At 42.4% G+C, this 20533-nt stretch carries 25 protein-coding genes; 9 read left to right on the forward strand and 16 right to left on the reverse strand.

The window, feature by feature from the left end; all coding sequences use genetic code 11:
* Nucleotides 1-34: 34 nt before the first annotated feature.
* Nucleotides 35-1039, reverse strand: coding sequence for a TAXI family TRAP transporter solute-binding subunit (locus MHB50_RS11420; protein ID WP_077110274.1), 1005 nt, complete (start codon nucleotides 1037-1039; stop codon nucleotides 35-37).
* Nucleotides 1040-1247: 208 nt separating this feature from the next.
* Between MHB50_RS11420 and MHB50_RS11425 the strand changes: the two genes are divergently transcribed.
* The 3 genes from MHB50_RS11425 to MHB50_RS11435 all read left to right on the forward strand — a co-directional run bounded on the left by MHB50_RS11425 (nucleotide 1248) and on the right by MHB50_RS11435 (nucleotide 3041).
* Nucleotides 1248-1973 carry an esterase family protein gene (locus MHB50_RS11425; RefSeq protein ID WP_077110275.1) on the forward strand — a complete coding sequence of 242 codons (726 nt, stop codon included), beginning with the start codon at nucleotides 1248-1250 and terminating at the stop codon, nucleotides 1971-1973.
* Between the two features lie 105 nt (nucleotides 1974-2078).
* Nucleotides 2079-2594, forward strand: coding sequence for a YjcG family protein (locus tag MHB50_RS11430; RefSeq protein WP_077110276.1), 516 nt, complete (start codon nucleotides 2079-2081; stop codon nucleotides 2592-2594).
* Nucleotides 2595-3041: a GNAT family N-acetyltransferase gene (locus MHB50_RS11435; protein ID WP_077110277.1), complete on the forward strand. Its 447-nt coding sequence runs from the start codon at nucleotides 2595-2597 to the stop codon at nucleotides 3039-3041.
* On the opposite strand, the gene MHB50_RS11440 is transcribed toward MHB50_RS11435, so the two are convergent.
* The 8 genes from MHB50_RS11440 to MHB50_RS11475 all read right to left on the reverse strand — a co-directional run bounded on the left by MHB50_RS11440 (nucleotide 3036) and on the right by MHB50_RS11475 (nucleotide 7762).
* A complete protein-coding gene (locus MHB50_RS11440; protein ID WP_077110278.1) occupies nucleotides 3036-3950 on the reverse strand; it encodes an MBL fold metallo-hydrolase in 915 nt (304 codons plus the stop codon). The genes MHB50_RS11435 and MHB50_RS11440 overlap by 6 nt on opposite strands.
* Nucleotides 3951-3976: 26 nt before the next feature.
* Nucleotides 3977-4219 (reverse strand): hypothetical protein, encoded by a 243-nt coding sequence (locus tag MHB50_RS11445; protein ID WP_077110279.1) that lies wholly within the window; start codon nucleotides 4217-4219, stop codon nucleotides 3977-3979.
* 139 nt (nucleotides 4220-4358) lie between these two features.
* Nucleotides 4359-4613 carry a stage VI sporulation protein F gene (locus tag MHB50_RS11450; RefSeq protein WP_077110280.1) on the reverse strand — a complete coding sequence of 85 codons (255 nt, stop codon included), beginning with the start codon at nucleotides 4611-4613 and terminating at the stop codon, nucleotides 4359-4361.
* A 111-nt stretch (nucleotides 4614-4724) separates the two neighbouring features.
* Nucleotides 4725-5081: a stage V sporulation protein AE gene (spoVAE, locus tag MHB50_RS11455; protein WP_077110281.1), complete on the reverse strand. Its 357-nt coding sequence runs from the start codon at nucleotides 5079-5081 to the stop codon at nucleotides 4725-4727.
* Nucleotides 5082-5096: 15 nt separating this feature from the next.
* Nucleotides 5097-6113, reverse strand: a complete 1017-nt coding sequence (spoVAD, locus tag MHB50_RS11460) for a stage V sporulation protein AD (protein WP_077110282.1) — start codon at nucleotides 6111-6113, stop codon at nucleotides 5097-5099.
* Nucleotides 6113-6589, reverse strand: coding sequence for a stage V sporulation protein AC (spoVAC, locus tag MHB50_RS11465; RefSeq protein WP_077110283.1), 477 nt, complete (start codon nucleotides 6587-6589; stop codon nucleotides 6113-6115). Before spoVAC ends, spoVAD begins: the two co-directional genes overlap by 1 nt.
* A gap of 10 nt (nucleotides 6590-6599) precedes the next feature.
* Nucleotides 6600-7088 carry a YhcN/YlaJ family sporulation lipoprotein gene (locus tag MHB50_RS11470; protein WP_205180289.1) on the reverse strand — a complete coding sequence of 163 codons (489 nt, stop codon included), beginning with the start codon at nucleotides 7086-7088 and terminating at the stop codon, nucleotides 6600-6602.
* Between the two features lie 317 nt (nucleotides 7089-7405).
* Nucleotides 7406-7762 carry a DUF1360 domain-containing protein gene (locus MHB50_RS11475; RefSeq protein WP_077110285.1) on the reverse strand — a complete coding sequence of 119 codons (357 nt, stop codon included), beginning with the start codon at nucleotides 7760-7762 and terminating at the stop codon, nucleotides 7406-7408.
* A 199-nt stretch (nucleotides 7763-7961) separates the two neighbouring features.
* On the opposite strand from MHB50_RS11475, the gene MHB50_RS11480 reads away from it, so the two are divergent.
* Nucleotides 7962-8471, forward strand: a complete 510-nt coding sequence (locus MHB50_RS11480) for a CotY/CotZ family spore coat protein (RefSeq protein ID WP_205180292.1) — start codon at nucleotides 7962-7964, stop codon at nucleotides 8469-8471.
* A 45-nt stretch (nucleotides 8472-8516) separates the two neighbouring features.
* On the opposite strand, the gene MHB50_RS11485 is transcribed toward MHB50_RS11480, so the two are convergent.
* From MHB50_RS11485 to mgtE, 4 genes are all read right to left on the reverse strand, one after another.
* A complete protein-coding gene (locus MHB50_RS11485; protein ID WP_205180290.1) occupies nucleotides 8517-9041 on the reverse strand; it encodes a CotO family spore coat protein in 525 nt (174 codons plus the stop codon).
* 114 nt (nucleotides 9042-9155) lie between these two features.
* A complete protein-coding gene (gene fabI, locus MHB50_RS11490; RefSeq protein WP_205180293.1) occupies nucleotides 9156-9938 on the reverse strand; it encodes an enoyl-ACP reductase FabI in 783 nt (260 codons plus the stop codon).
* Nucleotides 9939-10015: 77 nt separating this feature from the next.
* On the reverse strand, nucleotides 10016-11866 hold the full coding sequence (locus MHB50_RS11495; protein ID WP_340083820.1) for a monovalent cation:proton antiporter family protein: 1851 nt from the start codon (nucleotides 11864-11866) through the stop codon (nucleotides 10016-10018).
* 23 nt (nucleotides 11867-11889) lie between these two features.
* A complete protein-coding gene (mgtE, locus tag MHB50_RS11500; RefSeq protein WP_077110289.1) occupies nucleotides 11890-13263 on the reverse strand; it encodes a magnesium transporter in 1374 nt (457 codons plus the stop codon).
* A 136-nt stretch (nucleotides 13264-13399) separates the two neighbouring features.
* Between mgtE and prpE the strand changes: the two genes are divergently transcribed.
* On the forward strand, nucleotides 13400-14137 hold the full coding sequence (prpE, locus tag MHB50_RS11505; RefSeq protein ID WP_077110290.1) for a bis(5'-nucleosyl)-tetraphosphatase PrpE: 738 nt from the start codon (nucleotides 13400-13402) through the stop codon (nucleotides 14135-14137).
* Nucleotides 14138-14139: 2 nt separating this feature from the next.
* Here the strand turns inward: prpE and MHB50_RS11510 are convergent, their stop codons facing one another.
* Genes MHB50_RS11510 through MHB50_RS11520 form a run of 3 tightly spaced genes read right to left on the reverse strand, consistent with a single transcriptional unit; the run spans nucleotide 14140 to nucleotide 16510 of the window.
* On the reverse strand, nucleotides 14140-15036 hold the full coding sequence (locus MHB50_RS11510; RefSeq protein WP_077110291.1) for an RluA family pseudouridine synthase: 897 nt from the start codon (nucleotides 15034-15036) through the stop codon (nucleotides 14140-14142).
* A gap of 11 nt (nucleotides 15037-15047) precedes the next feature.
* Nucleotides 15048-15848 (reverse strand): NAD kinase, encoded by an 801-nt coding sequence (locus MHB50_RS11515; protein ID WP_077110292.1) that lies wholly within the window; start codon nucleotides 15846-15848, stop codon nucleotides 15048-15050.
* A gap of 20 nt (nucleotides 15849-15868) precedes the next feature.
* Entirely contained in the window at nucleotides 15869-16510 is a 642-nt protein-coding gene (locus MHB50_RS11520; RefSeq protein WP_077110293.1) for a GTP pyrophosphokinase family protein, read from the reverse strand.
* A gap of 135 nt (nucleotides 16511-16645) precedes the next feature.
* Here MHB50_RS11520 and MHB50_RS11525 point away from each other — a divergent pair, with 135 nt between their 5' ends.
* The 4 genes from MHB50_RS11525 to MHB50_RS11540 all read left to right on the forward strand — a co-directional run bounded on the left by MHB50_RS11525 (nucleotide 16646) and on the right by MHB50_RS11540 (nucleotide 19241).
* Complete coding sequence (locus MHB50_RS11525) at nucleotides 16646-17239, forward strand: CYTH domain-containing protein (RefSeq protein ID WP_077110294.1); 594 nt, start codon at nucleotides 16646-16648, stop codon at nucleotides 17237-17239.
* Between the two features lie 6 nt (nucleotides 17240-17245).
* The gene (locus MHB50_RS11530) at nucleotides 17246-17881 is read left to right on the forward strand and encodes a lytic transglycosylase domain-containing protein (protein WP_236017173.1); all 636 of its coding nucleotides are present in this window, start codon (nucleotides 17246-17248) and stop codon (nucleotides 17879-17881) included.
* A gap of 128 nt (nucleotides 17882-18009) precedes the next feature.
* On the forward strand, nucleotides 18010-18411 hold the full coding sequence (locus MHB50_RS11535) for a globin (protein WP_077110295.1): 402 nt from the start codon (nucleotides 18010-18012) through the stop codon (nucleotides 18409-18411).
* On the forward strand, nucleotides 18411-19241 hold the full coding sequence (locus MHB50_RS11540; RefSeq protein WP_077110296.1) for a ClpXP adapter SpxH family protein: 831 nt from the start codon (nucleotides 18411-18413) through the stop codon (nucleotides 19239-19241). Before MHB50_RS11535 ends, MHB50_RS11540 begins: the two co-directional genes overlap by 1 nt.
* Nucleotides 19242-20533: the final 1292 nt, after the last annotated feature.

A 20533-nucleotide genomic window follows, 5' to 3' on the forward strand; every position in this document is an offset into this window, starting at 1 on the left:
CGGCCGGCCTATTCACTCAGTTGAGGATTTTGTGTCATTCCGATGAAATGCCCTTTTCATCAAAATATTTTTTTGCACCAGGATGCAAGTCGATAGCCATGCCCTCTAATGCTTTTTCAGCACTAATTAATTCACCTTTTGCATGGCCGATTTTATCCGTATTTTCATAGATCGATTTTGTGATTTCGTAAACAAGGTCATCAGACAAATCATCGCGAACGACGAGCATCGCCTGAACGGCTACTGTGTTTGTATCGTCAGATAACCCATAAGTGCCGGATTTGATTGTTTCCTTTGCGTAATAAGGATATTTTTCAATCAGTGCATCAATTTTGTCGTCGGCAATAGGAACAATGGACACTTTTTCTGTTGCAGCGAGCCCTTCTACCGCACCTGTCGGTGTACCTGCCGTAATAAAGGCCGCATCAATGGTTCCATCTTGAATGCCTGTTGTGGAGTCATCGAACGATAAGTTACGCGCTTTAACGTCATCCAATGTCAAGTCATGCACTTCCAAGATCTGCTCGGCGTTTGCCAGCGTACCGGAACCAGATTCACCAACCGATACCGTTTTTCCTTTTAAATCTTCAACAGATTTGATACCCGACTTTTCAGTCGTTACGATTTGAATCGTTTCAGGGTAAAGAGTTCCGAGGCCTTTCATATTTTCCACTTTGTCGCCGTCAAACATTCTTGTACCTTCAGTCGCGTAAGTGGCGATGTCTGTTTGGGTAAATGCCACTTCGGTTTCTTCTTTTTTAATCAGCGCCATGTTTTCCGCTGAAGCCCCTGAAGTAATAGCATTTGCCTCGATCCCTGTCGCATCTTTAATGAGGTTGGCAAAGTTTCCACCCAATGGATAATATGTGCCCCCCGTACCGCCTGTTGCGATACTTAAAAATTTAATCCCATAATCCTTTTTGTCTCCGCCATCACCTTTCGATTCTTTTTTACCGTCTCCTCCTCCGCCGCAGGCGGCGAGCATAAATGAAAGCACTAACATTAAAGCGGTTACAAATAATAGATTTCTTTTCTTCATTGAAGCATCCCCCTCATCTTTATTATTTAACAATAACGATTTTAACACATTACTATCTGGAATCAAGCAATAACTTTGCTGAATATACCTTGCCTGGTCAAGCTTTACCTCAATAAACGGGACGAGAAACATTTTTTTATTTCAACGCAGGCTTGTGGTAAAATCATACATATCATTTTCAATTATGGAATGTGGAGGAAATAAATGTATGAATAAGGGTCAAGGAACCGTTACTGAATATGAATTTGAAAGTCGGGAACTGGATGAAACAATTTCGCTCCTGATTTATCTGCCCCCCGGCTATTCGCCGCTTTACAAACACTCTGTTGTCATCGCGCAAGATGGCAGGGACTACTTTCAATTGGGCCGCCTTCCCCGTTTCGCGGATGAACTGATTCACAATAATGAAATCGAAAATGTCATCATAATCGGCGTTCCTTATAAAAATGTAAAAGATCGTCGAAACAAATACCACCCGGACGGAGAAAAAAATGAGGCTTATATTCGTTTTCTGGCCCATGAGCTGTTGCCGTGGATCGAAAGCGAGTATCCGGCATATTGCATCGGGAAGTGCAGAACACTAATAGGGGATAGTCTTGCGGGTACAGTATCATTAATGACTGCCCTTCGTTACCCAAACATATTCGGAAAAGTCATCCTTCATTCGCCATTTGTGAACGACAAGGTTCTTTCCGAAGTAAAATCCCACACTGAACCTCATTTATTGGACATTTACCATGTTGTTGGAAAAAAAGAAAATGAGGTGAGATTTTCGCCCGAGCGGGTGGAGGATTTTTTAACACCCAACAGAGAGTTGCATGAGGCCTTTATGGAAGCGGGCTTCACCTCGTTCTATGATGAATTTGATGGAGGTCATGCGTGGACATATTGGCAGCCTGATGTAAAAAGAGCGCTAAAAATGATGTTTCCCTAGATATAACTCTTTCTTCAGTCCTATAGGAAAATAGGATGAAATTTGCTATAGTTAAACATAAGTTGTATCATTTATCTAAGTTTTGACAATAAGGAGGTAGACAATTTGAAATATGGCGTTGTTATTTTTCCATCCAAGAAATTACAGGACTTGGCAAACTCCTATCGAAAAAGGTATGACCCCAATTATGCACTGATTCCTCCACATTTAACATTGAAAACTGCATTCGAAACAGATATGGATGTGGAAAAAATCACTGATCATTTAGAAGAAATTGCTAAAAAATATGAACCTTTTACATTAAAAATCCGGAAAGTCAGTTCTTTCCAGCCGTTGAACAACACTATCCACTTTAAAGCGGAAAAAGACCCCGTGCTGGAAGGCCTATCCGAAGATTTATATGAAACGTTGCCAGGCGAAAGACCCGAACATCCATTCGTTCCACATATTACGATCGGACAAAAGCTGTCCAACGATGAACATTCGGATGTGTATAGCCAATTAAGAATGCTTGGCCTAGAACACGAAGAAATCGTCGATCGCTTCCATCTTGTATACCAATTGGAAAACGGTTCTTGGACGGTGTATGAAACATTCCGCCTCGGAAAGGACCCCCAGTAAATGGAAGTGATTCGGGCAACAACAGAAGACCAGCTTCAGGATGCCTATGCCATTCGAAAGAAAGTATTTGTTGAGGAACAGCATGTTCCTCTTGAAATTGAGATAGACGATCATGAAAACGATTCATCACATTTTGTCCTCTATGATGAAAACAAACCTGTCGGCGCCGGCAGGTTTCGTATTTTGAACGGAAAAGGGAAAGTGGAAAGAATTTGCATCCTTCCATCTTACAGAGGAAAAGGTGCCGGCCTAAAAGTGATGAAAAAAATCGAGGAATTTGCAAGCGATCTTTACATAAAAGAGCTCGTGTTGAATGCCCAAACCTCGGCCATCCCCTTTTATACAAAACAAGGGTATGAAGTCGTTTCGGAAGAATTTTTTGACGCAGGAATACCCCACCGCACGATGAAAAAAACGCTCAAACATACATCGCCCCTGGATTCATAACAAATCCAGGGAATTGGTGCTTATCACCCAAAGTACATTGTCCTTTACAGTTAATTTCACTTTACCATCTTCTACCAGGGAAGAGAGGTATGCTGTAAAAGAAGTTCTGTACAAAAGCCATTGCCCCACTTCCCTTGCCTTAAGATCGAAATGTTCCAAGATTTTTCTTTGTATGGTGTCCATCGAAACGCCCGAAGGAACACTTTCTATTAGATTTTGTATAAATGTTTTTACATGTTCATGACATTCAATATTGGCGCGAATCGTATAAGTGGGGTCTTTTTCAAACTCTCCGTGTCCAGGCACAAATCCGGAGCAAGACAGCCGCAGGACTTTTTCCAACGATGTAATGGCTGCATTCGCGTCGACAATAAATGGAACTTTATGCTTGCGCAGTACTTCAACTTCAAAGTAACTGTCAGCCGCATAAAAAATTTCTTCAACCAATATCCCGCATTGACTGTAACTGTGACCGGGCAGATGTATAGCCGTGATCTGAAAGGGACCAATGGCCTGCTCCCCACAATCAAGCAGACTATCAACTTTGACAGGTTGTCCTTCCAGAAATTTGTTTCTAAGCGCTTTCATTGGAAAAGCCCCGTTCCATAAGTAAATAGGCTCCAAAACTGGATTTTCCATGATAGCGGCTTCAAGTGGTGGCGCAAACACCTCGACATGCGCCTCTTTTTTTATGTACGCAGCCCCGCCATAGTGATCGGCATGGGCGTGGGTCACTATCAAGTAATGGACAGGCAGTTCTCTTTTGATTAATTGCTTAAGAACTTTCTTGGCGGTACTTTTTTCCAAGCCGGAATCAATCAACATGCCTTTTCCATCCTTGAAAACATAACCGATGTTGACCGCACTTTTAAAGTAATGGCAATGCTCCGATACGCTGATGAACTCCAATAAGAAACACCCTTTCAATCATGATACTAGACATATTCGTTCACGTATCGGCCTTTTCCTGTCGGGTCCAACAATTCCTTTGCCTGTTGTTTGCTCTTTTCGGGGTAATATTTGCCCTCCTGGTAAAATGGCAATATTCTCCTTCCAAAAATGCGCTCCACTTTTGCTGTTGGGGTAACCGGCATCGGATCCTGAATATGTTCGGCTTGCTCAATCCTTCGCTTGTAGTCCTCGTATTGGTATGCAGTTACAGGAGCAATGTAACCCATTGTTCGTCCCTCCTTGATTGTGATGTTTTTATTTATTTACCCTCGTTTGTTTCAATATAAACATTTTTTTCATAATTTGCCAGCGCCAAATTGGCTCATTAAAAAAAGGACTTGCAGTAATGTCCGCAAGCCCCATTCATTATCTATTGTTTAACATATTGGTTATAGTTCCCATATCCAGTTTGCTTCCATCTTTCGTAATGGTTTTGACCATTTTGTCTTCCAATTCTTTGGAAACCGGTTTATTAGCAATCTTGGCCACTTGGCGTATCACTCTTCTGACTGTCTTTTCATCTTTAAAGTTTGCACCTTGTAATGAGTTGGCGAGTCTAAGTACCTCATCCATACTTACTCCGGTCTTTTTTTCAATGTTCTTGAAAAACTGGTTATCCATTCCTTCCCTATCCCTCCTTTACATCTTTTATATATTATGAAGGAGGAATTTTTTGGTGAAGTCAGGAAAACCAAATTCAAAAGATCGGGGCAATGCCCAGTATCTATCCGCTTATCCCTTCGGTTTAAAAATAAGAGCCCCGAGAAAACCGAATATGATGGCAGCCGAAATACCCGAAGATGTGACTTCAAACATGCCGGTTATCACCCCGATAATCCCATGTCGTTTCGCTTCTTGCATCGCTCCTTCTACGAGTGAATTTCCAAAGCTAGTAATAGGAATGGTTGCTCCGGCACCTGCAAAATCAATGAGTGGCTCATATAGCCCAAAACCGGCAAGAACTGCCCCGGCCACAACCATGATGCTTAATGTATGTCCCGGTGTTAGCTTGGCTACATCGAACATAAGCTGTCCAATTACACATATGGAGCCGCCAATCACAAAAGCCCAAAAAAACATTGCTAGCATCCGTTTACCTCCTCATCACATACATTCAATTCCAACAGCATGCGCAATGCATGGAATGGTCTCTTTCTGTTGATATGACAACGGGGATAAAAGCGCTCCTGTCGCCACAAATAAAACTTTCTTGTAAGTTCCTTTGCTCATTTCGTTTAATATATGCCCATAAGTTACGACTGCTGCACATGCCGGTCCGCTGGCACCGGCAAAGACTTCCTGTTCCTCACTGTAAATCATCAAACCACAGTCAAGAAACTGTTCTTCCTTCATTTTCAGCCCTTGCTGATGAAGCAAATCAAGGGCTGCGGCTCTGCCGATTTTGGCTAAATCGCCCGTCAAGATAAGATCATAATAAGAGGGGTCGATGTTCAAATCAAAAAGATGGCGCGTAATCGTGTCTACTGCTGCGGGCGCCATCGCTCCTCCCATATTGTAGGGATCTGTTAATCCCATATCCACCACTTTTCCAATCGTTGCAGAGACAATCCGGGGGTGGGGGCTGTTGAGTCCCTGTCCCTTGCTCAGCAATGCAACACCCGCGCCAGTAACCGTCCATTGTGCAGTCGGCGGCTTTTGCCCTCCATACTCTGTCGGATAACGAAATTGCCTTTCTGCAGAAGCATTATGGCTTGAAGCTCCAGTTAAAATATAGTTTGCTCCATCATTATCGAGAATCATGGCGGATAGGGCCAACCCTTGTGTTGCAGTGGCACAGGCGCTGAACAGTCCTAAATGGGGAATTTGATTCTTCCTGGCGGCAAAACTCGTTGGGGTTATCTGGTTGATTAAATCGCCGGCCAAAAAAAATTGAATAGCGTCTTCTTTTAATGCTTTTTTTCTCAGGGCAATATCGACCGCATCTTCGAGGAGAACTGTTTGCGCTTTTTCGTAAGAATCCTTTCCCATCCATAAGTCCTGATGAAACTTATCGAAGTCTTTTGCCAAGCGGCCGTCTTTTTCAAACGGTCCTCCTACAGTTCCGGTGGATATGATAGCCGGCTTTGTTTTAAAAACCCATGTTTGGGCTCCTGTAAGCATTACGATCCCCCCCATGTAATCCATATCGTTTTGATCAATGTAATGACAAAGGCGGAAAAAACGCCAAAGACGATAACCGATCCGGCCAATTTAAACATATTTCCGCCAACACCGAACACAAAGCCTTCTGTTCGATGTTCAATCGCCGATGAAATGACGGCATTTCCAAAGCCGGAAACCGGCACCGCGCTGCCTGCTCCTCCGAATTGTCCCATCCTGTCGTACATGCCAAAACCGGTAAGCAACATGGCCAAAAAGACGATTGTGGCGACAGTTGGATTTCCAGCAGTCTGTTCGGTAAAATCGAAATAGTAAATGTAAAAATATGTAATTGCCTGGCCAATGACGCAAATGCTTCCGCCGACAAAGAAAGCCCGAACACAGTTTTTGAAAATGGGGCGCTTTTCTTCATGCTTGCTCTGCAATTGTTCGTATTTGATTTGATTGGGTGTTTTCGTTTTATTTTTGCTTGACATGCTGATGCTCCTAAGTCATTTCTTTTTTTAGTTTGATGATTTTCTTAAAGCGTTTTTCAGCTTCTTCATTCGACATGTTCGCGCCATCCAAATCTTCTTTTAACCTTACTGTTTCAAGAAAAATTTTATAGTCGCTTGAAACAATGAAATCATCACCAGGATATTTTTTATTTAATTTGTCCGTAATTTTTTTTTCAATACTCTTCATTCGAAAGCGATTCAGATGCTTCACTTTGTAGGCGACTACAATCTGTTTGTCGCCTTCCAAAACAGCCACATCATATATTTCATCCACCTTGGAAACATCTTTGCGCACTTGGTAGGCAATAGAATCTTTCTCTTCTCTTTTTTTCAGTTCCACCGGTGCGGGTTTTGTCGTTTTGAACAGTGCCGTATCGCTTTTTTCATGCTCTTTACCGCCATCATAAGAACAACTTGTCAAGAATATGAAAGCGAATATGATCAATATAAATGGCTTTTTTGTATATAGAATAAACATAATAACCCCCGTAAGAAATGTACTGTAACCTTATTTTTCACCATTCCTCATAAAATATGAACGGTTCAAATGAAATAAAAAAAAGACTGGATGAACCAACAGATTTCATCCAGCCTTTTGATTAATAATAACGCGGCTTTTTTTTAGGGGAGCCACAGCCACAGCCTTTTTTTCTTTTTCTCTTACTTGCCGGCTTGATTACATGAGGATTGTTTGTTTTTTTCATGCCTTCACACCCCGGTTAGTTTTGGAATGATTTGCCACCCCTATTATAATTTATGTTCCGGTGGATATTTTTGTTTTCCGAAAATCCCAGTTTAATCCGAAATGATTGCCTGAACGATCGTTTCAATTAGTGCAGCAAGACCGGCCAGTGAGAAGATGACAATAATGGGTTCCGCAATAATGGGCGCGCTGACGTAACATACATATAATCCAGCAGCAATCCAGACGCCGGTACACCAATAACAACTCAGAAGCGATCCGACCCAACCCCTGAATCCGCGCTCAATAGGCATATAATAAACTTCTTTTTCTCCCGCTTCATTCTCCTCTTCATATTCCTTCATGAAAGGCTTTCTCAACCATTCCATAATTTCGTCATACACAAAAAGCCTTGTTAAGCGGAATATGGCCAAGCTGAGCAATCCCAATTCCATCCAGGAAATATCCATGTCCCCAACCACTCCTTTTGCCTATTTTATGCAATACAGGCGATTGTCCGTTACTCATTTACCTACCCATTAATATGTTGTTAATGTAAATGACCATATACACTAAATTAAAGGAGGAATTTGATTTATGAAATTTGAAGAAATGGAGTCATCGTCCATGACATTTGGAGGAGAGTCTTCTTCGGTTGAATCAATGGGGATGCACCACCACCATCATCATGATCGGAAAAAAGACTGTGGGTGCAAATTAAATTGTGTATGCCAGGTTGTAAAGGCGATCAAGGATATTCAAGATCAGGCTGTTGAAGAAGAATGCGAAAGGTGTACGACAAATTGCTTCATCGAACCTCTCGGTGAATTGGGTGTAAGAGGCCGAATGCATGCCGATACACGCGTATTCACATTGACGAATAAAAATGGCGAATTATTTAAAGCATTGTTCAGAGGTCATCACGGTAAATGCGTTTCCGTCTTTTTCCGAGTTGAAGAAATCTTTGATAATTGTTGTGCCACGCTGCGGGTTTTGATTCCATTGAAAAAAGACCGTCAAACTGTCGTTGATATTTTAACACCAAGTGGGCATATCAACCATCATGATCTTTGCGAAGTAAGGAGCTGGGGTGCAAGCAACAGCTGTATTACGGTAGACCTTCACTGCTTCTGTGCAGTACAATGTATTGCCGACGTGGATTTGGAAATCTGTGAATAAATGTTTGGGACGGAAATGGACCCCCTCGCCATTCCGTCCTTTACTCTAACCGATAATCCGGATCGCAACAAGATCTTGTCTCTCGATCGTTTGCCTAATTCCTTTTGTCGTCATGATCAGAATGTTGTCTTGATGAAGCTCCTTTATTTTCCCAACAAATTCGCTGTCTTTTGTCTTAAAAGCGCAATAGTAAAATTGCGGGCTTGAAAAAATATAATCTAGTTTTTCATCAATTGTCATGCTTGGAAACGACTTTACCGGCTGTAACCCTTTTGAAGGCTGCTGATTGACAGATGATTCCGGCTGCTTTGGGACCTCTTTGACAGGCTCCTCAAATATAAGCGACTGTTCTTCGACGGAGATTCTTTTCCTGTTTCTTTTGTTTTCTTGAACTGAATCTCGTTCATCTGTTTTTTGAACCGGATGTCTTTCAACTTGTGTTGAATCTGGTATTTGGACCGGTTTTTCCGGTGAAAAAGTGAAGCTGGATTGCATTTGTCCCAGAGGCTCTTTCATTTTTGGCTGATTTATAAAAAGTAAAGGCTTTTTCGTCACTGGTTTTTGATGCATTAGGAACACCCCTCAAATATTTGTTTCATAATAGCGTATGCACATCCCGATTTAGAGGTTTATACTTGTGCAACAAAAAAAACTGCGGCATCAAAATGCGGCAGTTTTTTTATATTAATTCCCCATAATATGGTATCCAGAATCAACATGAATGTTTTCGCCGGTAATACCCCTCGATAATTCGCTGAACAGGAATAATGCCGTATCTCCCACTTCTTCCTGTGTCGTCGTTCTTCTGAGTGGCGCTTTTTCCTCAATTTCTTTTAAAATACTGTTAAAATCACTGATTCCTTTTGCTGACAGCGTGCGGATCGGGCCGGCAGAGATAGAGTTCACCCTAATGCCGTATTTACCGAGATCACTGGCCAAATATTTAACACTCGCATCAAGTGAGGCTTTGGCCACACCCATCACATTATAATTGGTGACTACCCGCTCTCCACCGAGATACGTCATCGTGACGATGCTTCCTCCCTCAGGCATTGCCTGGAGCTTTTGTACTGCTTTGGCAACCGCTGTTAACGAGTACGAACTTATGTTATGGGCAAGCAGAAATCCATCGCGAGTGACATTCAAATACTCACCCACCAGCTCTTCTCGATTGGCAAATGCGATGCAGTGGGCAATCCCGTGAATCGGCCCTGCCTTTTCTTTAATGTTGCTGAAGCATTCTTCAATGTCTTCATCTTTTGTTACATCGCATGGCAAAACGATGGATTCATTACCTTCCAACGATTCGGCCAGCTCCCGGACGCTTTTTTCCAAACGTTCCCCCGCATATGTAAAAACAAGGCGAGCGCCTGCCTGGTGCAGTGATCTGGCGATTCCCCACGCAATGCTCCTTTTATTTGCCACCCCCATCACCACAAATGTCTTTCCGTCCAATGACAACATAATTGATGACCTCCTAATGATAACGTGTTATTAGCACCTAGTACTAATCATACATGAGCGCTTTTTATTCTGTAAAGATATTATTCCTTAAATTGAAGTTCACGAGTTAATTCTTCCACATATTGGGGAGAGCCGGTCACAACAAGGCGGTCGTTCATAAGCAGCTCCGTATCGCCGTGGGGAACAATGGAATCGACTCCCCTGAAGATTCGGACGATAATAACATCCCCCGTAAACGGAAATTCCCGTAAAGTCATCTTATGGTAATGCGGATTCAGCATCTGAATCTCATGTAAGGCCGTATCCTGATTTGTCATGATTTTGGCGATATTAGCCGATTCAATTAACGCTTTGACTAAAGCGGTTGTCGAAAGGATCGTTGAAAATATTTCAATGTCCTGTTCTGCCAACGGCTTGCCCAGATCAGGGGTTTCAATTCTGGCGATGACCCTTTCTACCCCCCGCTCCTTTGCCGCCATGGCGATGACAGCATTCAACTCTTCATCTCCTGTTGAGATAAAAAGAATGTCCGCTTCGAATACTCCCTCTTGTTGCAGAATGTCCTCATCGTATCCTTCCACTTCATGAATGTCAAAAACAGAATTAGTCGTTTGTGAGTCTGCTTTTTCAACTTTCTTATGAATGAGTGAAAGGTCATACAAAGATCTGTTTAATTCTTTTGAAACCGCCAAGGTAAGCTGGTTGGCACCTATAAATACGACGCGTGTTTTTCTTTCTTCCCCGTTTTCTTTCGGAAGCCATTTTTTGAATAAAATAGGTGTTACAATGCATGAAATAACCGCTACCAATATCAAAGTTCCGCTCATTTCATGCGAAATGACATTCATTCGTTCCGCGATTTTTGCGGCCGCAATGACTAAGGATAATGTCGACGTTAGTAAAAAAGAAGACGCTACGACAGTTTTTGTATCAAGCCAACGCTTTAAAAACAGCACCGGGATAAATTTAGATATAAATAGTGCAAGGAGTAAAAGCGGAATCAATAAAAGCATATCTTTATTGTTCAACAAAGTCCATAAATCAAGGTCTACTCCCACCATGACAAAAAATATGGGAATAAAAAATCCATATCCGAAGGAATCCAACTGCCGAACCATCGTCTTGTTCGGGTTAAGCAAAGAAACAAGGGTTCCCGCGATAAAAGCCCCCAAAATATTTTCCGCCCCTACCGACTCAGATAATGCGACCAACACGATAATGAGCGTAAATACTGCCCGCGTCCCGATCTGCACTGTTCCCCTTGAAAGGCGCGGGATGACATATTTATTCTTAAAACGGGCGCCGATAAAGTAAAAGAAAACCCCCGTGGCAAACAAAATAAGCAGAAGCCACATTTGGCCGCCGCCTTCACTTGACAGTGAAACGAAAACAGACAATAAAATCATCGTGACAAGGTCCGCAATGACCGCTATCAGCAGAATGATTTGGCCAATGCTTGTCTTCATTAGATTCGCTTCTTTTAGAGTGGGTACAACGACACCGAGGGAAATCGTGGAGATGATCAACGTCATGAGAAAGACATTTTCCATCAACCCGGCCATTTTCATGATAAACGCTAGCAACAGCGAAATAAGGAAAATGCCTATAAAAACAGTGAAGGAAACCGCCAAGCGGTTGGGTTCCTTCTTTCCGTTCGCCAGTTCCTTATGCTGATTTCCTTTAAAAGCAGAAAAATCGATTTCCAAACCGCTTAAAAACATTAAAAAGATAAAGCCCAATACAGATAGCGTGTCCAGCCACATATCATGCTGAATCAAATTAAATCCACTTTTTCCGATAATCAGCCCCATAACGATTTCAGCGATCACGACCGGAATAAAAAAGAGCCGCAAACGGTGGAGCAGAAGCGGAGTAAAAAAAGCGACCAACAGGACAATGACGAGAGAAAGCAAAGAAGATTCATTTTCCATATATTCACACCCCGCTTCAAGCATTAATGGACGAGATAGCCCATGAATAACGTCGCCAAGCCAAAATAAATCAAGATTGATGTAATATCGTTCATCGTTGTAATAAATGGTCCCGATGCAACGGCGGGATCAATTTTTAACTTATGCATCAAAAGAGGAACAAGGGAACCTGCCAAGGTGGCAACAAATAAAGAAGCCAGAATGGAGACCCCCACCAAAAAACCAAGAAACAGTTCCCCTTTCCAAAGATATACGATAATGGAAACCATAATACCGCAAATAGAACCGGTAATCAGGCCTGTTCCCGCTTCCCGCAGTACAAGCTTCCACCTGCTTTCTTCTTCCAATTCACCAGTGGCAATTCCCCTAACGGCGACAGCCAAAGCCTGGGTCCCCGTATTTCCGGCCATTCCAGCGATCAATGGAATAAATACGGCTAAAATGGAAACCTCATTCAATGTCGCTTCAAACCTGCCGATAAGACTCGCTGTAAACATACCGAGAAACAGCAGGATGATCAGCCAAGGAAGTCGTTTTCTCGCTGCGGTAAATGGACTTTTATCAACGGTGTCAACATCAAATACACCCGCGAGTTTAGAGTAGTCGTCAGACGCTTCCTCATCAATAACGTCAATGATATCATCAACGGTAATAATCCCTAATAAATGATTTTGAAAATCGACAACTGGCAGTGCCAACAAATCATAATCCCTCATTTGCTTCGCGGCGGATTCCTGGTTTTCATCGACAGTCGTAGATACGACACGGTCGGACATCATATCGGCTATCATCGCATCGTCATTACTGATGATCAGGTCACGAAGAGAAATGACTCCGACGAGCCGATGGTCATCATCGACAACATAGACATAATAAATCGTCTCGGCAGTAGGTGCTTCATTTTTTAAAATATGCATGGCCGAACGGACCGTTTGATTGGCGGAAATGGCAATAAATTCCGTCGTCATAATACTTCCGGCGGTAGATTCTTCATAATGCAGAAGATTTTTGATCTCTTGCGCGCTTTCCTTGTTCATAATCGTTAAATAGCTGACTGCCTGGCGTTTATCAAGCTTATTTAACACATCTACCGCATTATCGGTGTACATGAAGGAAAGCATGTCGGCAGCATAATTTGGTTCCATCTCAGCCAAAATATCTTTATATTCCTGGTCTTCTATATCAAGAACTTCAAAGAAATCCGCCACTTCTTTCGGTGATAAGAAATAATAGATGTTCAGCCGATCGTCGAATTCAATTTTCATAAAAAACTTTGCCTGGTCGTACGGATGCAGTTTTAGGAAGTTTTCCCTGAACTGCTTAATATCATTCTTTGCGAGAGCATGCAGCAGCAACTCTTCGTTTATTTGTTCCCTTTCGTCATCATGTAGTTCCATTGTCGACACGCCTCCTCTCCCATTCGTATTCATTATCCTAACAAATCTTTTATCAATTGTCGCTTATATCATTTATTTTTTTGCAATAAATCATTTCTGTTCGTTACAATTTATGATGTAAAGAAAGGTGATGCAGGTGAAAATCGATATTATAGGCGATATTCATGGCTGTTACAGAGAATTAAAAAATCTTACTGAACACCTTGGTTATACATGGAGAAATGACAAGCCCGTTCATCCGGAGCGAGTCCTGGGCTTTGTCGGAGACCTGGCTGATCGGGGACCCGATTCTTTAAAAGTAATTGATACAGTTTGGGGGCTACGGAAAGATCATAAAGCCTATTATGTTCCAGGCAATCATTGTAACAAACTATACCGCTATTTTCTGGGGAGAAATGTAAAAATAGCTCATGGTTTGGAAACGACGGTGGCCGAATTAAACAGCCTTTCTACGGAAAAAAGACTTCTTTATAAAAAAAAGTTCATGGAATTATATGAAAATGCCCCGCTTTATCAAGTATTGGCTGACGGAAATCTCGTGATTGCCCATGCCGGTATTAAAGAAGAAATGATCGGCAAGTCGAACAATAAGGTCAAAACATTTGTGCTTTACGGAGATATTACCGGCGAAGTTCTTCCTGACGGAATGCCTGTCCGCCGAGACTGGGCCAAATCATATACGGGAAAACCCTTTATCGTCTATGGCCATACGCCGGTCCATACACCGCGCATGGTCGGAAACACCATCAATATTGACACCGGCGCTGTTTTTGGGGGAGCATTAACAGCATTTCGGTATCCCGAAATGACAACTGTTTCCGTTCCGTCAACGATGCCTTTTGTAAAAGAAAAATTCCAGACATTTGACGAGTAAGCCTATTCCAGTAAATGAAGCACTTGTTTTAGATCAAGAGGAAGCGGCGCATTAAAGTGTAGTTCCTTATGTAAAAAGGGATGAAAAAACCGCAATTCACTGCAATGAAGCGCCTGCCGCTTCATCAAATCTGTCGGCCCTCCATATAGTTCATCCCCCAACAGCGGATGGCCTATGTAAGAAAAATGGACTCTTATTTGATGGGTCCGTCCCGTTTCCAGCCATATTTTCACATGCGCCGCGTCATGGAACTGTTGTAATACTTCGTATTTTGTTACCGCCCGCTTTCCGTCATCTCTTACTTCACGTTCGATAATGCTGGAAAGCTTTCTCCCAATCGGGGCATCAATGACATCCTCCTTCTTGCTAAAGACACCTGAAGCAACGCCCTCATATGATCGGGCGATTTCGTTTTTCTGTTGTAAAATGCTACATAAATGATGCGCATGCCGATGCTTTGCCACGAGTAACAAGCCGGATGTATTTCGATCAAGTCTCGTCACAATATGAACGGCGGCTGATATCCCCTTTTGTTCATAATAATAAGCCAGTGCATTGGCAATACTGCCTCCCGGATGTTCTCTGGAAGGTATCGTGTTCATTTGGGGCGGCTTATTGACGACCAAAAGGTCCCTGTCTTCATAAAGGATGTCAAGAGGAATGTTTTCTTTTGTGAGTTGTTCGTTTTTGGCTTCCTCCGGAAATTCCACCTCAAGCCTATCTCCAAACTTCAACACGTAACGGACATTTTTCTCTATCCCGTTTACTTTAATGGAGCCGCCTTGAAATTTTATTTTGGTCAGGGCTCTCCGCGAGATCTGTTTTTCCACTAAAAACTGTTTAATTGTTTTTTCATTTTCGCTGCTTTTCACGATCCAGCTTAGCTTATATTGTCGCATATCGTGTTAGCTCATCCTTCGTCTGAAATAAACGAATCATGCACTCTCTTCCAAAAAGGAAAGGGGCGAAAACGTGCAAAGCGCACTTTTTCATCAGCGACTCGGAATTGAATTGATTTCACATCCCGGTGCATGACCGTTAAATGATCGATCGTAACATGAAAGTCATTCGTATTGACCGGTTTTAACATTAACGTATGGTGCGCCGGTAAAATAAGCGGAGAGCCGACTGTCCGGAATACCCGGTTGTTAATCGATGCCATTTCGGCCAACTGGATGGCGTGCAACGTCGGGTGGATAATAGCTCCACCGAGCGCTTTATTGTACGCCGTGCTTCCGGATGGGGTTGATACACAAAGACCGTCGCCGCGGAACCGCTCAAAGTGTTCCCCCCGGATTTCCACATCCATTACGAGCGTTCCTTCCATGCTTTTCACGGTTGATTCGTTTAATCCGAGATACTTCGTCTCTTTTCCTCCATGCCTGTAACGTATGATCACTTCAAGGAGCGGATACTCCACTACCTGGTAGGGGGTTTTGGCAATGGCGATCACCAGTTTTTCAATTTCTTCCGGAAGCCAATCTGCGTAAAATCCGAGGTGGCCGGTATGTACCCCGACAAAAGCCGTTTTATCTAACCGTGAACTGTAGCGGTGAAATGCATGTAAAAGGGTCCCGTCACCACCGACCGAAATGACGATATCCGGTTGCTCTTCATCATAGATCAGCTCAAAATCCTGTAAATATGTAATCATCTTTTGCATTAATGCATTTGAAGTCGAATCTCCTTTTGACATGACTGTGAATCTCAAACGTCTCCACCCTCTCCAAGTTAATTTCTGTCAGTCCGTTCAAAAACTTCTTTGTTTTTTGTAAAATATACTTGCGCTTCTTGAACTTCTTCTTTAATTTGCGACATTTGTTCATCAAGACGAAATGCAGCTTCGGCGGCTTTTTGCAACCTTATTTTAATGTCTTCGGGAATCTCCCCCTGATATTTATAGTTGAGTGAATGTTCGATTGTTGCCCAAAAATTCATGGCCAATGTTCTGATTTGAATCTCCGCCAAAATTTTCTTCTCGCCATTGATCGTTTCAACGGGATATTCAATCACGACATGATATGAACGGTATCCGCTCGGTTTTTTATTGGAAATATAATTTCTTTCCTCTACGATTCGAAAATCGTTTCTTTGTCTAAGTAAGTGCACGACCGTCTTAATGTCATCGACAAATTGGCACATGATGCGCAAACCCGCAATGTCCTGCATTTCCGTTTCTATCTTTTCCAAAGGGATGTTTTTCAAATTCGCTTTAACAAGAATACTTGCGACGGGTTTTACCCTCCCGGTAACAAATTCAATAGGAGAATGAATATGTTCTCCGACAAATTGTGCCCTCATCCCTTTTAATTTAATCTTTAACTCATCAACGGCTTGTTTATATGGAGATAAAAATTGGTCCCACTGATTCAATGCAATTCACCTCTAAAAACAGACACTGATTCTCATTACATGAACCCATTTTAGCACAAAGCCCTGTTACTGAACATTGACAACCCGGGCAAACAGCACATAATAAAACATAGACATGGAAAGGACGATGAAACTTTGGGAAGACATATTGAAATCGAATTTAAAAACATGGTCACAAAAGAACATTTTGAATTACTGCTAAGCGTTTTTCACATAACAAGGGATGACTTTGCCAAACAGGTGAATCATTACTTTGATACGGATACATTTTTGCTGAAACAAAAGGCGGCGGCACTGAGAATCAGAAACAGGGATCACCTTTATGAACTGACATTAAAAAAGAAAACAGAGACGATTGGACTGCTGGAAATCAATCAAGAGATATCACCCGCTGAAGCCAATGCATGCTTACATAAACAAATGTTCCCCGAAGGCGAAGTGAAAGCAGAATTAGCGGCAATTGATATTAATCCCAACTGGCTCATCTGTTTCGGTTCGCTTGAGACGAGACGGGCGGAAAGGCCATTTGGTCCAGGATGCCTGCAATTTGACCATAGTCTGTACTTGGGGAGAGAAGATTTTGAAGTGGAATACGAAATTCCTGAAGGCAAAATAGATGAAGGGAAAAAAAATTTCTTCCAATTACTAAACGAACTTAACATTCCTACTAAGAAAGCCGATAATAAAATTAAGAGACTTTATGATGCGAAATTTACATATTTGGAGTGAATAGGCTTGAACAAGCTTGGTGAAATAAATTTGTTAATGGAATTGCAGACACTGAGAAGATTGACAACACAAACGGCCAACCACATGCTACAAGATTCAACCGAGGCGTTCAGCAGTTTGCTTGGGGAAGCTATAAACAATGTGATGGCTGAAGCGGCGAAGAATCCCGAAAAAATGAACACGCTTGGCCTCATTCATTCATTGGCTCAGAATCAAGTGCAGACGAAAACAAACAAACCGCTGCCAGCGGTTGACATGAAGCACATAAACAGCTTGGAAGGAATGATTGACGCCGCGGCAAATAAATATAATCTCCCGCCAAAGCTGATTAAGTCCATTATTCGCCATGAATCCAATTTTAATCCGAACGCGGTGAGCAAAGCGGGCGCTTCCGGATTGATGCAGTTGATGCCCGCAACCGCCCGCGGCCTGGGCATTAAGAATATATTCGATCCTTTGGAAAATATTATGGGCGGCAGCAAGTACATCCGCAACATGCTGGATAAATATAATGGAAATATACAGCTCGCTTTGGCAGCTTATAACGCGGGACCCGGAAACGTCGACAAATATGGAGGTATCCCCCCATTTAAAGAAACACAAAATTATGTAAGAAAAGTAACCGAATCATTTTACAGTTAAACCCCTGTTCCTTTACACGGGGGTTTTATTTATTTCAATTCCCTTTTTTTCCAAAAAGGCTATTTATTTGAGTTATTTTTTACACGTTGTTACAATGTACATACATTTTAGAAAAAGGAGCGATTCATATGGTTGAAGAGCGCATGACGCCGTATGACGCAATTGGGGAAAAAAAGCTTTCTTCCCTTGTGGACGCCTTTTACCGCAGGGTGGCAAATCATCCCGAACTCATCCCCATTTTTCCTAAAGACTTAACCGAAACAGCCAGATTACAAAAGCAATTTTTAACACAATTCTTGGGGGGACCTCCATTATATACAGAAGAGCACGGACATCCCATGTTGCGTGCCCGGCACCTGCCTCATGAAATTACTCCACGGAGGGCAAAGGCCTGGTTGTCTTGCATGTCGGCCGCTATGGATGAGGTAAAGCTCGATAGTCCCATTCGGGAGCACTTTTTTTCCCGGCTTGCATTGACCGCCAACCATATGGTAAATAGTCCTGATAAGGTGCAAGGTGAAGTGCCGTGATGGAATGGAAATCCCAGAAAGAACTTAAAGCCAAATATATGCAAAACAAGCCTGTAGAAATGTATGTGTTTGTAGATCCGTTTTGTATGGACTGCTGGATGCTTTCGCCCATTGTAAAAAAACTTCAAATACAATACGGAGATTACTTCACAATAAAGCATGTATTAGCTGGCGATTTAACGGCTTTAAATTCGTGTAAATTAAACAACCGAAAAGAACAGCTGACAAACTCATCGACTCCTTCCAAAAAAATGAAGCATATGCCCCATTTGGCCGCCATCAGCATCAAGGCAGCCGAATTGCAAGGAAAAAGGGCTGGAATACGCTATCTGCGTCGGCTTCAAGAACTGCTTTTTATGGAACAGGAGGATATTACAGACCTGTATGTTTTGGAACAATGCGCGGATCATGTGGGGCTGGACTGTAAAGAGTTTCTGCGCGATCTGTATTCATCGAGCGCGGCCAGAGCGTTCCAGTGTGATGTCATCATTGCTACTGAGATGAATGTGGCAGAAATGCCGGCTATCGTCTTTTTCAACGAGCGCATAGAGGACGAAGGCCTTAAAATCAGCGGCCTGTATTCATATGATATTTATGTCCATATTTTAACGGAGATGCTTGGCGGGTACGTCCAGCCGACAGAGCTTCCGCCGCTGGAGCTCTATTTATCCGCAAATCCGATGATATCCACTCAGGATTTGGCCATGATCTATGATATGCCTTTCCAAACAATCGAAAGAAAAATGAAAAAGCTGCAATTACAGCGCAGAGTGAAAAGAATTCAAACACAGAACGGTTCTTATTGGAAATATATTGCATATGAACAATAGGAGCGCTTCGTTCATTACGGAGCATCGGTAATGGTGAGCCTGGCGTATGTATCGCAGGAAAACAGATGTAGAGCTTTCGCAGCTGCAAATCGTACCAAGACAGGACGGCAACTAACAGCGCTAGCCGCCTTTCATAGCCGCATCTTCCGAAAAGCCCGGCGTGTATGATTCACGGCATGCTGCTTCCTTTGATGGTTGCGCGCGGTACTAGACTTCCTGCCCGGAGCAGGACAAAGCAAGTTTTATATTTTACTTTCGAGGAAGGCCGAGACGGCCTTTCTTTTTTCGTATAAAATGGGACAACAATGAATACTCATTGTTAACAGACGCTTCCTCTAAATAAGCTCTCGTATAACTGAAAGGAGAGATTTCAAAAGATGCGAAAGGCATATATAGCCGGAATGATTCTTTTCTTTTTAATCAGTTTTTCTGTACAAATGCTTGCTCTAATCCGGTTAATACCACTGTATATATCTTCTCCCATTTTATTCCTTTCCATTTTAGTGTTTTTTTCATACTTGAATAACCGCAACAAATTTAAAGGCTTTCAATAACCATAATGCCGACGAGGCTGGGACATAAGCAAAAACCGAACAATTCATTATAATTGTTCGGTTTATTTGTGTAAAAAAATCCCCATCATCACTACGTCAACATATTTCAGTTTCCGCAGGTCTCTTCAGCTTCCTCAGAAAGCAAAGGTCGCTTTCCTGCGTGATCTTCAGCTCGAGCTATTCCCGCAGGAGTCCACATATGTTGACGACGCTAAAAGCTTGCGTATGATACACTAGGACAATTTATCCGGCATGTAAGGTGCCGTAAAACTCCCACTTCAAAATCTTGAGTGAATACAAAATGTCTAAGTAGGAGATAACGGCACCTAAATGCCCGATTGGTTCAACTAACATTCAGTAGGAGATGGAAGAAAACTACTACTGAATGAAGTTTCACTTTATCCCGCATGTAAGGTGCCGTATGACTCCCACTTCAAAACATGAGTGAATACAAAATGTCTAAGTAGGAGATAACGGCACCTAAATGCCCGATTGGTTCAACTAACATTCAGTAGGAGATGGAAAAAAACGCCTACTGAATGAAGTTTCACTTTATCCCGCATGTAAGGTGCCGTAAAACTCCCACATCAAAATCTTGAGTGAATACAAAAGGTCCAAGTGGGAGATAACGGCACCTAAATGCCCGATTGGTTCAACTAACATTCAGTAGGAGATGGAAAAAAACGCCTACTGAATGAAGTTTCACTTTATCCCGCATGTAAGGTGCCGTAAAACTCC

The organism is Siminovitchia sp. FSL H7-0308 (assembly GCF_037980985.1).
GTDB classification, from domain to species: domain Bacteria; phylum Bacillota; class Bacilli; order Bacillales; family Bacillaceae_C; genus Siminovitchia; species Siminovitchia thermophila.

What these genes read in the sequence shown, in the direction of transcription:
- MHB50_RS11420 (WP_077110274.1), bottom strand. Translation starts at nt 1,039, where the DNA reads ATGAAGAAAAGAAATCTATTATTTGTAACCGCTTTAATGTTAGTGCTT.
- MHB50_RS11425 (WP_077110275.1), top strand. Translation starts at nt 1,248, where the DNA reads ATGAATAAGGGTCAAGGAACCGTTACTGAATATGAATTTGAAAGTCGG.
- MHB50_RS11435 (WP_077110277.1), top strand. Translation starts at nt 2,595, where the DNA reads ATGGAAGTGATTCGGGCAACAACAGAAGACCAGCTTCAGGATGCCTAT.
- MHB50_RS11445 (WP_077110279.1), bottom strand. Translation starts at nt 4,219, where the DNA reads ATGGGTTACATTGCTCCTGTAACTGCATACCAATACGAGGACTACAAG.
- MHB50_RS11450 (WP_077110280.1), bottom strand. Translation starts at nt 4,613, where the DNA reads ATGGATAACCAGTTTTTCAAGAACATTGAAAAAAAGACCGGAGTAAGT.
- spoVAE (WP_077110281.1), bottom strand. Translation starts at nt 5,081, where the DNA reads ATGCTAGCAATGTTTTTTTGGGCTTTTGTGATTGGCGGCTCCATATGT.
- spoVAD (WP_077110282.1), bottom strand. Translation starts at nt 6,113, where the DNA reads ATGCTTACAGGAGCCCAAACATGGGTTTTTAAAACAAAGCCGGCTATC.
- spoVAC (WP_077110283.1), bottom strand. Translation starts at nt 6,589, where the DNA reads ATGTCAAGCAAAAATAAAACGAAAACACCCAATCAAATCAAATACGAA.
- MHB50_RS11470 (WP_205180289.1), bottom strand. Translation starts at nt 7,088, where the DNA reads ATGTTTATTCTATATACAAAAAAGCCATTTATATTGATCATATTCGCT.
- MHB50_RS11475 (WP_077110285.1), bottom strand. Translation starts at nt 7,762, where the DNA reads ATGGATATTTCCTGGATGGAATTGGGATTGCTCAGCTTGGCCATATTC.
- MHB50_RS11480 (WP_205180292.1), top strand. Translation starts at nt 7,962, where the DNA reads ATGCACCACCACCATCATCATGATCGGAAAAAAGACTGTGGGTGCAAA.
- MHB50_RS11485 (WP_205180290.1), bottom strand. Translation starts at nt 9,041, where the DNA reads ATGCATCAAAAACCAGTGACGAAAAAGCCTTTACTTTTTATAAATCAG.
- MHB50_RS11495 (WP_340083820.1), bottom strand. Translation starts at nt 11,866, where the DNA reads ATGGAAAATGAATCTTCTTTGCTTTCTCTCGTCATTGTCCTGTTGGTC.
- mgtE (WP_077110289.1), bottom strand. Translation starts at nt 13,263, where the DNA reads ATGGAACTACATGATGACGAAAGGGAACAAATAAACGAAGAGTTGCTG.
- MHB50_RS11510 (WP_077110291.1), bottom strand. Translation starts at nt 15,036, where the DNA reads ATGCGACAATATAAGCTAAGCTGGATCGTGAAAAGCAGCGAAAATGAA.
- MHB50_RS11535 (WP_077110295.1), top strand. Translation starts at nt 18,010, where the DNA reads ATGGTTGAAGAGCGCATGACGCCGTATGACGCAATTGGGGAAAAAAAG.
- MHB50_RS11540 (WP_077110296.1), top strand. Translation starts at nt 18,411, where the DNA reads ATGGAATGGAAATCCCAGAAAGAACTTAAAGCCAAATATATGCAAAAC.